Raw genomic sequence first — 13,175 nt, forward strand, 5'->3', positions numbered from 1 at the left:
AAAAATTTATTCATAATTTCTAAAGTTTTTCTTATGTCAGGGACACCATCTAGCTATGGTATTATTAATAAGTAAAAATAATTAAAAAAGCTAATGCCTTTCCCTGGTGTTTTGGTTAAAATAAGGAAAACATGCTTGATAGGATTGCAAGTGATTTACCTGACCTCTAACGAGCTTGGGAGTAATGTTTGATTATTTAACCAATAAAAAGAAAAGAGTGAGCGTTGAAATGGAACTAGAATCATTAATTAAAGCAGTGGCTTCCAAGGCGCCGGCCCCAGGTGGGGGGGCGGTTTCCTGTGTCACTGGTAGTTTTGCGTGTGCTTTGGCAAGTATGGCGGCTAAGGTGACTTTGGACCGGACTGACTTTTCAAAGGATGCTAACACAGCAGCTAATTTATCTGACCTAGCCCACCAAATGGACCGGGACAGCGACAGCTTCCTACATTTTGCCCGCGAAGACGAAAAGGTCTCTGCCCGGCTCTTTGCGGCTTACAAGCAAAAGGCAAATAGTGAGGATGAAAAACAAGCCCGCAGCGAACAAATTCAAGTGACCTTGATCCAAGCCACTCACTTACCCCTACAAGTCATCGCCTTAGTGGTTGACGATCTAGCTCTACTAGAAAATATTGCTCGCCTCGTTAAGCCAAGCATCTTAGCTGACGTTGAGGTGGCAAGGGACCACTTGTTGACCGCCTTTAGGGGCTCTAACCATAATGTCGAAAACAATTTGGCCTTAATTAAAGACCAGGCCAGCGCCCAATTTTTAGCTAAAAAACAAAGTGCTCTCTTAGACCGGATTGAAAAGCTGGACCAAGCCCTACTTAAAGAAATTGAAAAACGTAAGGGACAATAAGCCAGCTTGCTTGGCTAAATTTGGAGCTTGAGAGCCATTGCAAGTCTAGTGAAGTTTTAATGCTTGAACAAATTGCAAAAAAGAGTTTGCAAATAGAGAAAAAGTAGTGTACTATACTATGTGGAAAATTTGAATACCGAAGTGTTAGGCAGAGGCTCCTGTATAAACATAAGCTATCGCCCAAAAATGTCGAGAGACGCCAATGGGTAAAACAGAGATTGTCGAAATAAGGCTTTCTCCAGGTAGCTAAGAAATTTTTCTTTACGTTATACAGTGCTAAAACTCAGACGAAGCAACTCAATCAACTGAGCTTATTAATAATGGAGTCTCTACTTTCTTGGGTAGGGGCTCTTTTTATTTTGCCAAGGAAAAGATGGAGGTGATGGCTATGGAGGAAGAGCAAGAACAGATAGCGGAAAGTCGACAGCAAGGGAGTTTATTGCTTAAGCTCTTGAGGCCATTACCAGGGTCTCTGATTAAGCTTTAGGCTCCCACAGGAAGGAGCATAACGATGAAAAAATTTGAAAACCAAAGCCGCTACCGGCAATTTGCTGCTTATTCAATAAGCGAGCTTTTTAACTACTATAACATTGATCAAAACGGCCTCAGCGATGACCAAGTCCAAGCCTTGCGAGAGGAATACGGGGAAAATGTGATCGATTATGGGGATAAAGCTTCCTTAATGGAAGAACTTGTCCAAGCCTATCTCACCCCCTTTACCTTAATTTTAATTGGCCTGGCTATCATTTCATTCTTTACTGACTATGTCTTTGCAGCGGCGGATAGTCGCGATTGCATTAGTTCAGTGATTATTCTGGTCCTGGTCTTTATTTCTGGGACCGTATCCTTTATCCAATCCAAGCAATCCAATGATGCGGCAGAACACTTGAAGGAAATGGTTAAAGTGACTGCCAATGTCAAACGCGCGGGCGATTTCAACGAAATTCCGACCGAGGAGATTGTTTGCGGGGACTTGGTTAAATTATCAGCAGGGGACCTTATTCCTGCTGATCTACGGATCATTGAAAGTAAGGACCTCTTTGTTTCCCAAGCGGCCATGACTGGGGAATCCTATCCGGTAGAAAAAATGGCCCAAGCCACTGACCATGCTGAGACCGTGGTCGATGAGACCAACCTGGCCTTTATGGGCTCGAATGTCATTAGCGGTAGTGCCGTTGGGCTAGTGATTGCTGTCGGGGAGGACACGCTCTTTGGTGATATTGCTAAAACCGTGACCACTGAAGAAGAAGTCACCAACTTTGATATCGGCATTAGTAAAATTTCCACCCTGCTCATGCGCTTTATGGGAGTGATGGTACCGGTTGTCTTTCTGATTAATGGTATCCATATGAAGAATTGGCTGGATGCTTTGATCTTTGCGATTTCGGTTGCGGTCGGCTTGACTCCGGAGATGTTGCCGATGATCGTGACCACTAACCTGGTCAAGGGATCACAAACCATGGCCAAGGGTGGGACCATTGTGAAAAACTTAAATGCCATTCAAAGCTTTGGCGCTATGGATGTCTTATGTACCGATAAAACCGGAACCCTGACCCAAGATAAAATTGTTTTAGAAATGCATTTGAACTGTGATGGCGATGAAGACAGTGGGGTACTCCGCCATGCCTACTTGAATTCTTACTACCAAACCGGTTTGAAGAACCTGATGGACGTGGCCATTATTGAAGCCACCCACCGGGAACTGGACCTGGATCCTAGCTACTACCACAAGGTCGATGAAATTCCCTTTGATTTTGAGCGGCGGCGGATGAGTGTCGTTGTGGAAGATAAGGCGGGGAAACGGCAATTAATTACCAAAGGGGCGGTGGAAGAAATGCTAGCCATTTCCTCCCTAGTCCTCAAACAAGGCCAAGCCATTCCTTTAACGGATGACCTCCGGCAAGAAATCCGCCAACAAGTCAAAGATCTCAATGAAGACGGTCTAAGAGTCATCGGCATTGCTCAAAAAACCAACCCACCAGCAGTTGATGCCTTTAGCATTGAAGACGAGTCGGACATGCTCTTGATCGGCTACCTAGCCTTCCTTGACCCACCTAAGGAATCTACCCAACCTGCTCTCAAGGCTTTGGCTGACCACCAAGTGGATGTCAAGGTCCTGACGGGTGACAATGAAGAGGTTACCCGGTCGGTTTGTCGTCAAGTAGGAATTTCGGCAGACAGTATTATTAATGGGATCGACCTGGAAGCCATGGACGAGGAGGCCTTAGCCCAAGCAGTGGAAGACTACCAAGTCTTCGTCAAAATTTCTCCTCAACAAAAGGCTCAAATCACCCAAATTCTCCAAGATAACGGCCATGTGGTTGGTTTTATGGGGGACGGGATTAACGATGCTGCTGCCTTAACGACTTCTGATGTGGGCATTTCTGTTGATACTGCAGTCGATATTGCCAAGGAATCAGCCGATATCATCCTCTTAGAAAAAGATTTGATGATTTTGGAAAAAGGGGTTGTCTCTGGTCGGGAAATATTCGGGAACATTATGAAATATATTAATATTACGACTTCATCAAATTTTGGGAATACTTTTTCCATCTTGATGGCTTCCTTATTCTTACCTTTCTTGCCCATGATGCCGACCCAACTTTTAGTCTTGAACCTGATCTATGACATCGCCTGCATTTCCATTCCTTGGGACCGCATGGATGCCTCCTACTTGAAGGAACCTAAGAACTGGGACGCTTCGCATGTGAAGAATTTTATGATTTACTTTGGACCAATTTCTTCCATTTTTGATGTGCTTTCCTTTGTGGCGCTCTACCATTGGATTATTCCCCAAGTCCTAAACGGAACTTATTGGTCCTTGTCGACCGGTCAACAAGCTATCTTTGAAGCTCTCTTCCATTCAGGTTGGTTCGTGGTTTCCCTATGGTCACAAACCCTGGTTCTTCATATGCTAAGAACTGAAAAGTTGCCCTTTATTCAAAGCCGGCCATCTTTTATCTTTACCACGATCACGACCATCGGGATTATCTTTGGTAGTCTATTGCCTCGGACCAAGTTAGGTTTCTATCTAGGTCTAGCTCCTTTACCCGGATCTTTCTGGCTCTTACTGGTGGCTATTGTGATTTCTTACTTGGTCTTAGTGACCTTGGTCAAACATTTCTATGTTAAACATTATGGCAAGTTGCTCTAAGTTTACCAGGACTTGGATTTGACAATTCGGGCGAAATTACCTATACTGATGAGGAATATTAAGCAAGACAAGCCCAGTAGTGGTTAACAGTTGACTTGATAGCGAGCTAGTGGTTGGTGGAAACTAGTACCTGTTAATGATGAATTACACTTGTTAGAAGAATTGCTAGGTGGCGCTACCTTATTGCGCGAGAGTGGCTTTTTTAAGCAACTTGGGTGGTACCACGGTAACAATCGTCCCTGTCTGTCTGGCAGGGACTTTTTTATTGCTTAATAAGAGAATTGACAGAACTTTAAACAGACTAAAATTAGACAAGAAGGAGTAGTTCCATGAATATTATTGATGAATTAGAATGGCGTGGCGCAATTAACCAGCAAACCGATGAAGCCGGCTTAAAAGACTATGTTGAAAACCATTCGATCAGCCTCTATTGTGGGGTTGACCCTACTGGGGATTCCTTGCATATTGGCCACTTGATTCCTTTTATCATGCTGAAGCGTTTCCAATTGCAAGGGCATCGTCCGGTGATCTTAATTGGAGGAGCGACTGGTTCGATTGGTGACCCATCTGGTCGGAGTGAAGAGCGGCAACTACAATCCATGGAGGTTGTTAATGAAAATGCCCGTAAGCTGACCGCCCAAATGGAAAAACTCTTCCTCAAGGATCCTAACGCCCAATTCCGCCTAGTCAATAACTATGCTTGGACCAAGGACTTGTCCTTACTAGACTTCTTGCGTGACTATGGGAAATTATTCAATATCAATACCATGCTAGCTAAGGATGTTGTGGCTTCGCGTCTCGAACACGGGATTTCCTTTACTGAATTTACCTATCAAATTCTTCAATCCATGGACTTCTTACACTTATACCGGGAAGAAGATGTCCGCTTACAAATTGGTGGGGCCGACCAATGGGGCAATATTACCAGCGGTTTAGACTTGATTCGTAAGGTAGAAGGGCCTGAAGCTAAGGCCTTTGGGTTAACCATCCCCCTCATGTTGAAGGCAGATGGCACTAAATTTGGTAAAACTGCTGGTGGGGCAGTTTGGTTAGACCCTGAAAAAACCTCGCCTTATGAGTTTTACCAATTTTGGGTTAACCAAGATGATGCTGATGTGGTTAAATACTTGAAATACTTCACCTTCCTGTCGAAAGAAGAGATTGCTGAATTAGCCGAAAAAGTCGCCACTGAACCTCATAAACGGGAGGCTCAAAAGACTTTAGCCAAGGAAATGACCCTCTTTGTTCACGGGGAGGAAGGCTTAGCCGATGCCTTAAGCATTACTGAAGCTCTCTTTTCAGGAGACATTAAAAATCTCAGCGCCAAGCAAATTGAACAAGGCTTTAATAATATGCCCGGAGCCCAAGTGCCTAGAGAGACGGCTAACTTGGCAGTATGGCTAGTGGACAACGGGGTAGAGAGCTCACGCCGCCAATCCCGTGAAGACATTAAAAATGGGGCCATCTATATTAATGGCGAGCGGATCCAAGACATTGATTATGAGATTTCACCTGCCGATGCCATCGAAGATAAATACATTGTCGTGCGTCGGGGCAAGAAGAAATATTTTCTAATGACTTTTGTCGATTAAAAAGACCCTATACAAAAAACTTGCTCAAACTAGCATAAAGTATCCGTTCTAAAGGCGACCCGCTTTATGCTATACTGATTTAGAAATAATTAAAGGAGGCACTCATTCGTGACTAATACTAAAGAACCTTTTTATGTAACCACCCCGATTTATTATCCTAGTGGCCAACTACATATTGGTAATTCCTACTCAACCATTGCTGCTGATACCATTGCCCGCTATAAACGCCTAATGGGCCATGAGGTCTTCTTCCTTACGGGGGCTGACGAACATGGTTTGAAGATCCAACAAAAGGCTGAAGAAGAAGGAATTTCTCCCAAAGCCTATGTCGACCGGATGGCTGAGGGCATGCAAAAGTTGTGGAAGAGCTTAGATATTTCTAATGATAAATTTATTCGCACGACCGATGACTACCACGTCAAAGCCGTCCAAGACATTTTTGAACAACTCTTAGACCAAGGAGACATTTACTTGGGAGAATATGAGGGTTGGTATTCGGTTTCTGATGAAGAATACTTTACCGAAACCCAATTAGCGGAAGTCTACCGTGATGACGATGGTAAGGTAATTGGTGGTAAGGCGCCTTCCGGCCACGAGGTTGAACTGGTTAAAGAGGAGTCCTATTTCTTTAAGATGTCTAAGTATGCTGACCGCCTCTTACAATACTATGAAGACCATCCTGACTTCATCCAACCAGAATCTCGCAAGAAGGAAATGATTAATAACTTCATCAAACCTGGATTGGAAGATTTAGCAGTGACCCGGACTTCTTTCTCTTGGGGGATTCCGGTTCGCTCTAATCCTAAACACGTGATTTATGTTTGGATCGATGCCTTAGCCAACTATATTACCGCCTTAGGCTATGGTTCAGAGGATGACTCCCGCTACCAAAAATTCTGGCCTGCCAATGTCCATTTAGTGGGTAAGGAAATTGTCCGTTTCCACACCATCTATTGGCCAATTATGTTAATGGCTCTTGACCTGCCTCTACCCAAACAAGTCTTTGGTCACGGCTGGTTATTGATGCAAGACGGCAAGATGTCTAAGTCTAAGGGGAATGTGGTTTATCCTGAAATGCTGATTGACCGTTACGGACTCGATGCCTTACGCTACTACTTAATGAGGGAAGTGCAATTTGGTTCGGATGGGGTATTTACTCCTGACAATTTTGTCAATCGGATCAATTTTGACTTGGCCAATGACTTGGGGAACTTATTGAACCGGACCATTTCCATGTTGAATAAGTACCAAGAGGGACGCGCTGGTGCTTATCCTGGCCAAGTGACTGACTTTGATGCTGACTTGGAAGCCGTTATCGAAGACAATGTCAGAGCCTACTTTGGTAATATGGATAACTTCCACTTCTCCCTAGCCCTAGATAATACTTGGAAGATTATTTCGCGGGCCAATAAGTATATTGACGAAACCATGCCTTGGGTCCTTGCTAAAGATGACAGTAAGCAAGCGGAATTACAATCCGTGCTTTATCACCTAGTCGATGTGCTGCGGATAATTGCTATTCTGATCCAACCTGTCATGACTCAAACTCCTAAGTTGATCTTTAAACAATTAGGGATTTCTGATAGTGACCATTCTTTCGCTTCCTTAGAAATCGGTCTCTATCCAGCAGTTGCCCAAGTGATTGCTAAAGGAGAACCTATCTTCCCACGTTTAGATAAGGAAGAAGAGGTTGACTATATTCGTTCGCAAATGTCTACTCCAGCAGCCGACGAAGAAGACTGGGATCCTGAGGAAACTGAATTAGTTAACGCTAAGGATAAGACGATTAAATTCGATAAATTTGATGATGTTGAACTTAAGGTGGCTGAAATCAAAGACTGTGACTTTGTTGAAGGCGCCGACAAGCTCTTGAAATTCCGCTTAGATGCCGGAGACCAACAAGACCGGCAAATCCTATCTGGGATCCGTGAATTTTACCCAGAACCTAAGGATCTCATTGGTAAAAAGGTCATTATTGTAGCTAATTTAAAAGCCCGTAAAATGAAAGGGGAAATCTCCCAAGGAATGATTCTTTCCGCAGAAGATGGCGACGATTTACGCGTGATTTTTGTTGATGAATCCTTGCCAAATGGGAGTCTCCTGGGCTAGTTAAGAGAAAGAGACTGTGACTAGGCCACAGTCTCTTTTCCATGAAAATGAAAATAATCCTGGATAAAGAATCGCTTGAGGAGCTTCTTATCTAGGTCCTTGATTGACAAGAGAGGAGTCTAATCATGCTCTTTGATACACATACCCACTTTAATACAGCTGACTTTGACGAAGACCGAGGCCAAGCCATTGAGCGCGCCCGTCAAGCTGGCGTTTCAGGCATGGGGATTGTTGGTTTTGACCAAGATAGTATTGAACGGGGCCTACCCTTAGTGGCTAAACACCCGGATATGGTTGGTATTTATGGCTGGCATCCCACGGAAGCAGGCAAATATAATCAAGATATTGAGAACTTACTCCTAACTGCCCTGGATACTGATAAGGCAGTTGGGGTAGGGGAGATGGGACTGGACTTCTATTGGGATGAAGATCCCTTGGAAGTTCAAGAAAAAGTTTTCCGCCGTCAAATTGCCATTGCTAGAGAGGCCCACTTGCCTGTGATTATTCATAACCGGGATGCTTCAGAGGATGTCTACCGGATTTTAAAAGATGAAAAAATTTGGGAAATTGGTGGGATTATGCATACCTATGGAGAAAGTCGCGAAGATGCCAAACGTTTCTTAGATTTAGGCATGCATCTATCTTTTTCTGGAGTGATGACCTTCAAGAAAACCAAGGAAGTTCGCTATGTGGCAGCAAACTGTCCCGAAGACCGTCTCTTAATTGAAACCGACTCCCCTTACCTGACCCCAGAACCCAAGCGGGGGCAACGGAATGAGTCCGCCAATATCTCCTTTGTTAACAATCGTTTGGCTGATCTTAGACAAACTAGCTATGAAGCTATGGCTAAGATTACCTATGACAATGCTTGTCGCTTATTTGGGATTGAATGGACGGAAGCTGGTTGGAAGAAAATCTAATGAAAAAACGCTTAAAAGAGGTTATTGTTGTTGAAGGCAGGGATGATAGCCAACGTTTAAAACAGTTCTATCAGGTGAAAACCATCGAAACTAATGGCTCAGCCATCAACCAAGAAACCATGGATAAAATTAAGCAGGCCCAGGACTTATATGGGGTTATTGTTTTTACTGACCCGGATGTTTCTGGAGAAAAAATCCGTCGCACCATTATGCGGGATGTTCCCGAAGTCCAACATGCCTTTTTGGAAAGGCAGGAGGCCAAGCCCAAGAACAAGGGCAGCTTGGGAGTGGAACACGCCTCTTTTGCGGCCATCGACCGCGCCCTGAGTGCCGTCTATACGGTAACCACTAGTGGTGAAAGTCAACCGCCTTTTACCGCAGTTGAACTGATGGTACTGGGTCTCTTAGGAGGAGAAGATGCAGCGGCTAGACGAGACTATCTGACCAAACGGTTGAAAATTGGCCATAGTAATGGCAAGCAATTAGCCAAGCGCTTGGCCCTATTTCAAATTTCTCAAACAGCCGTTTTGGAAGTCGTCGCAGAATATAATCAAAAAAGAGAAGAAGGAGAACAGCTATGACTAAATCCTGGATTGCTACCCCTAGCCGGACCAATGCCATTTTGAACCGTTACCAGCTCGATGCCAAAAAGAGTTTGGGGCAAAATTTCCTTATGGAACCCCAAATCCTAGAAAAAATGGTGGAAGCCGCGGCCATTGACCAAGACACTGACGTCATTGAAATTGGTCCGGGAATTGGAGCCTTAACGGAATTTCTCTGTGAAAGTGCTGGCCGGGTCTTAGCTTTTGAAGTTGATGACCGGCTCTTACCGGTCTTAGAAGCGGAACTAGGACACTATGATAATTTGACCGTCCTCCACCAAGATATTTTGGAGGCTGATTTAAAGGCTAGCGTGGCCCAGTATTTTCCTGATTCCAAACGCCTAGCGGTGGTGGCTAACCTTCCTTACTATATAACGACTCCCATTATTTTTCATTTCTTGGAAAGTGATTTAGAGGTCTCTGACTTTGCCCTCATGATGCAGTATGAGGTTGCTGAACGTCTGACGGCTCAGGCGGGAACCAAGGCCTATAGTGCCTTAACCATTGTCTTAGATTATTACTGCCAGTCTGAAATTGCTGTCAAGGTCCCAAAGACCGTCTTTAAACCCCGGCCCAAGGTTGATTCCGCTGTTCTTCACCTGAAAAGACGGCAAGACCCTCCTGTTAAGCCACAAAATGAGGACTTATTCTTTAAGGTCGTCAAGGGGGCCTTCGCTCACCGGCGCAAGACCCTGTGGAACAATTTGAAAACTCTCTTTGTGGGGCAATTTCAAGAGCCAGCTGATTTACAAGCAGCCATTGAAGCCGCAGGAATTGATCCTAAGGTCCGGGCTGAGCAATTGACCATTGAAGATTTCTCCCGTTTAAGTGATGCCTTAAATGAGGCTGGTTTTAAATAAGTGCTGTAAGAAGTATGTGAGGACGCCGTCAGAGACTTGAATTGCTGGAGGAAAATACCATAAGCACAGCAATAACTGTGTGTTGATATTATCTGAAGCAACTTCAAGTCTGGCGTCTAAACTCGACTAGAAAGTGTGACTGGAACACATTTTGATTAGACAGTTCGTGTTTTAATAAGTGGCTAGGACATTCGTTCCGGCCTCTTTTTATTTAACTGAACCGGAAGTAACCCCATCAGCCTAGCGAAGATAATCTTTATTTAATGTAATGACCATGATAAAATGTATAACAATTAAAACTGAAAAGTTATAGAGTAGGAAAGAGATGGTAATTTGTCTAAAGTGTTAGAAGTTAGCCACTTAAATAAGCTTTTCCATAATAAAAAGGAAAGCTTCCAGGCCGTCAAAGATGTGTCCTTGACCATTGATGAAGGCGAGATTCTCTCGATTATTGGCCCTAATGGAGCGGGGAAGACGACCCTCTTATCCATGTTGGGTGGCTATTTATTACCCAGTTCAGGCTCGATTCTTGTCAACGGGGTTGATGTCTTGGCCAATCCCCACCATGGTTTGATTGGAGTTTCCTTTGGGGGTGACTTAGGCTTTTACGATAAGGTCTCAGCCCAAGATAACCTGTCCTTCTTCGCTGATTTGACCAATATTCCTACTAGGAACCGTAAGTCTGAAGTCGACCGTGTCCTAGACATCGTTAAGCTGACCAATCAAAAAAATAAGACAGTGGAACACTATTCCAAGGGGATGAAGCAACGCCTCCATATTGCCCGGGCCTTGCTGGGCAAACCTGCCTTACTTTTACTCGACGAACCAACTAATGGAATTGATGTGGAAATTTCACAAGATATCCATCAAACCATTCGGGATTTGGCTAGTCAAGAAGGCTTAGCGGTCCTATTGACCAGCCATATGATGGGCGAAGTGGAGAGCTTAGCTAAACGCATTATTCTCCTAGGCAGAGGGGAGATCCAGTACCAGGGCAGTGTCGCTGACATTGTCAAGCTGTCGGGAGTAGAACATATTGACCGACCAGCTACTCTAGAAGAATCCTATCTGGCCTTAGCGCCGCAATTGAGGTGATTACATGGGTCGCTTTTTACGCCTGTATGGCTTTCACTTAAAAGTCTATATGAAAAATTCTTATTTCTTCTGGCTGCCTATTACTAGCACACTGACTTTCTTCTGCTTGCAGTATATTGCCCTTTATGCGTCTGGGAGCGCTAGTGACCCTGATTTGTGGCTAAGGAGTGGGGTTTTTGGCCTCTGGACTTCGGCCACCACCGCGACAGGTTCGATTGGCTACCAGCGTCACTTAGGGACCTTGCCTTATTTAATTAACACCCAAGTGGGGGACGCCTATTCCTTATTAAGCTTATTACTGCCAGCTGCCTCCTTTGGCTTACTGAGTTTTCCCTTGGCTTATCTTTTAGCCCTTGTTTTTAATACGGGCATCCAAGCCTTTACTCTGTCCATACTAGTTCAGGTGCTGATGCTCTTTTTAGGCGCTGTCGTGATGGATTTATTTATTGCTGGCTTTTTTGTTTTAACCCCTAATGCAATTATTTATGAAGAATTACTTCACTTACCTGTCATGCTGCTTTCTGGCTTACTGGGGACTTTTGCCCTGGCCAGTCATTGGATCAGCTGGACCCAGTGGTTGATTCCGATCATCTATCCGATTCAAGCCCTTTTAGGGCGGGGAGACCACTTATCGATAGTGGCTTACGGTTTTTCTTTAGTCTTGTGGTTGGTCCTGGCAGTCACTTTGGGCTCTTATCTCTTAAGGTCAGCCCGTAAGCAAGGTTTAGGGAGGCGATTTTAATGCGGATTCAAATGAAATCCTTACCCTTTTTACAGAATAAGAAATTGATCCTTATCCATTTTCTGATCCTACCGATTATTCAGATCCTAGTTATCCTCCTCCTCAATCAACAATATGCTAAGGCGCTTAATCCCCAAGTGGCTATGGCCTCAGTTTATTTGTCGGCCAATAGCTTCTGCTTGTCGACCATGGCTTATCTTTTAGTGGTGGATTATTTAAGCCAAATTTTTAGGGAAGTCCTGGTCCATAAGCCTTGGTCTTTAAGCTATTGGGGTAGGAAGCTTGCTACTAGTCTCTTGTTAAGTTCAATCATTTTTTTGATCAATGGCGGCCTCTTACTGATGATTGGCGTGGACAACTTATATTTTTGGCGTTGCCTAGCCGCTTTACCGCTTTCCTTATTATTTAGTGCAGGATTAGGGATTGCCGGTTATTTATTAAGTGTCCACCGCGATAATATCTATCTCTTTACTAACCTCTTTACCGCCATCCTACCCCTTATGGCTGGCGTGGTTGCCCCTATTTCTGCCTACCCACCTCTCTTTAAGCAGGCTAGCTATGTCTTCCCTTATGGTCAAGTGGTAGAGGGGATTTACCAGGGGGAGACCAGTGGTTTATTCGTTTTAGTCTACATCGCTATTATTTTTGCTTTTAATTACTTCTGCTTAAAGGGGCTAAAAAAACAGCTACTGCTGGGCTAGAAGAATGATAAACGAATCTTTGAAAGTGTTGGAGTTTTGCTGATGTTTTGGGGAGAAAATCGTCCTTATAAATCCTTTTAGAAAATGCTTTAGAGGCCTTGACAATGAAGCTTTTATTGTGCTATTGTAAAAAGATTGACTTTGTGTTATAATAGGTTTATCAAGGGGTGATGGCATGCCAAGTAATTTACAAAGTATTAAGGCAGGCTTAGAGGAAAATATTGGTAAACCGATCCAAGTAACGCAACAAACAGGGAGAAAGCGGATCACTATCCGTAATGGGATCTTAAGTGATACCTTTCCAGCCGTATTTGTTGTTGAACTCGACCAAGATGAAAATCAGTTCGAGCGCGTATGCTATAGCTATACCGACTTATTAACTGAAAGCATCGAAATTGAGTTTCCCTAATCTTGTGCGTAATTAGTGATTGAGAAGAGGTGTAAGCAGCATGTAAAACCATGCTACTTACACCTCTTTTCTTTATCCCTTGCCTTCTCAGTTGAGGAATCAAGTAGTCATGTTAAAATAAGAATAATTAGACCA

Annotated in this window: 10 protein-coding genes, 1 pseudogene and 1 riboswitch; all 11 genes and pseudogenes read left to right on the forward strand. The window is 43.9% G+C overall.

The window, feature by feature from the left end; translation table 11 throughout:
- The first annotated feature begins 184 nt into the window (after positions 1-184).
- On the forward strand, positions 185-856 hold the full coding sequence (locus tag CJ190_RS01675) for a cyclodeaminase/cyclohydrolase family protein (RefSeq protein ID WP_064292628.1): 672 nt from the start codon (positions 185-187) through the stop codon (positions 854-856).
- A gap of 133 nt (positions 857-989) precedes the next feature.
- Positions 990-1,158, forward strand: a riboswitch (M-box (ykoK) riboswitch).
- Between the two features lie 209 nt (positions 1,159-1,367).
- Positions 1,368-4,010, forward strand: coding sequence for a magnesium-translocating P-type ATPase (mgtA, locus tag CJ190_RS01680; protein WP_070598000.1), 2,643 nt, complete (start codon positions 1,368-1,370; stop codon positions 4,008-4,010).
- Between the two features lie 329 nt (positions 4,011-4,339).
- Positions 4,340-5,602 (forward strand): tyrosine--tRNA ligase, encoded by a 1,263-nt coding sequence (gene tyrS / locus CJ190_RS01685; protein ID WP_064292626.1) that lies wholly within the window; start codon positions 4,340-4,342, stop codon positions 5,600-5,602.
- Between the two features lie 108 nt (positions 5,603-5,710).
- A complete protein-coding gene (metG, locus tag CJ190_RS01690) occupies positions 5,711-7,711 on the forward strand; it encodes a methionine--tRNA ligase (protein WP_064292625.1) in 2,001 nt (666 codons plus the stop codon).
- 125 nt (positions 7,712-7,836) lie between these two features.
- Entirely contained in the window at positions 7,837-8,631 is a 795-nt protein-coding gene (locus CJ190_RS01695) for a TatD family hydrolase (RefSeq protein ID WP_070597999.1), read from the forward strand.
- Positions 8,631-9,212, forward strand: coding sequence for a ribonuclease M5 (gene rnmV, locus CJ190_RS01700; RefSeq protein ID WP_064292623.1), 582 nt, complete (start codon positions 8,631-8,633; stop codon positions 9,210-9,212). Before CJ190_RS01695 ends, rnmV begins: the two co-directional genes overlap by 1 nt.
- Entirely contained in the window at positions 9,209-10,093 is an 885-nt protein-coding gene (gene rsmA / locus CJ190_RS01705; protein ID WP_070597998.1) for a 16S rRNA (adenine(1518)-N(6)/adenine(1519)-N(6))-dimethyltransferase RsmA, read from the forward strand. The genes rnmV and rsmA overlap by 4 nt, the downstream gene beginning before the upstream one ends.
- Before the next feature lie 414 nt (positions 10,094-10,507).
- A pseudogene (locus tag CJ190_RS01710) lies at positions 10,508-11,188 on the forward strand (ABC transporter ATP-binding protein); the annotation flags it as partial.
- A gap of 4 nt (positions 11,189-11,192) precedes the next feature.
- Positions 11,193-11,930, forward strand: coding sequence for a multidrug ABC transporter permease (locus tag CJ190_RS01715; RefSeq protein ID WP_070597997.1), 738 nt, complete (start codon positions 11,193-11,195; stop codon positions 11,928-11,930).
- Complete coding sequence (locus CJ190_RS01720) at positions 11,930-12,631, forward strand: ABC transporter permease (RefSeq protein ID WP_064292896.1); 702 nt, start codon at positions 11,930-11,932, stop codon at positions 12,629-12,631. Before CJ190_RS01715 ends, CJ190_RS01720 begins: the two co-directional genes overlap by 1 nt.
- 175 nt (positions 12,632-12,806) lie before the next feature.
- Positions 12,807-13,040 (forward strand): Veg family protein, encoded by a 234-nt coding sequence (locus CJ190_RS01725; RefSeq protein WP_013668576.1) that lies wholly within the window; start codon positions 12,807-12,809, stop codon positions 13,038-13,040.
- Positions 13,041-13,175: the final 135 nt, after the last annotated feature.

This window comes from Aerococcus loyolae, from assembly GCF_002871915.2.
Classification (GTDB): Bacteria; Bacillota; Bacilli; order Lactobacillales; family Aerococcaceae; genus Aerococcus; species Aerococcus loyolae.

Coding starts and splice junctions, on each gene's coding strand:
- rsmA (WP_070597998.1), top strand. CDS start 9,209: ATGACTAAATCCTGGATTGCTACCCCTAGCCGGACCAATGCCATTTTG.
- CJ190_RS01675 (WP_064292628.1), top strand. CDS start 185: ATGTTTGATTATTTAACCAATAAAAAGAAAAGAGTGAGCGTTGAAATG.
- rnmV (WP_064292623.1), top strand. CDS start 8,631: ATGAAAAAACGCTTAAAAGAGGTTATTGTTGTTGAAGGCAGGGATGAT.
- CJ190_RS01725 (WP_013668576.1), top strand. CDS start 12,807: ATGCCAAGTAATTTACAAAGTATTAAGGCAGGCTTAGAGGAAAATATT.
- mgtA (WP_070598000.1), top strand. CDS start 1,368: ATGAAAAAATTTGAAAACCAAAGCCGCTACCGGCAATTTGCTGCTTAT.
- tyrS (WP_064292626.1), top strand. CDS start 4,340: ATGAATATTATTGATGAATTAGAATGGCGTGGCGCAATTAACCAGCAA.
- CJ190_RS01695 (WP_070597999.1), top strand. CDS start 7,837: ATGCTCTTTGATACACATACCCACTTTAATACAGCTGACTTTGACGAA.
- CJ190_RS01715 (WP_070597997.1), top strand. CDS start 11,193: ATGGGTCGCTTTTTACGCCTGTATGGCTTTCACTTAAAAGTCTATATG.
- CJ190_RS01720 (WP_064292896.1), top strand. CDS start 11,930: ATGCGGATTCAAATGAAATCCTTACCCTTTTTACAGAATAAGAAATTG.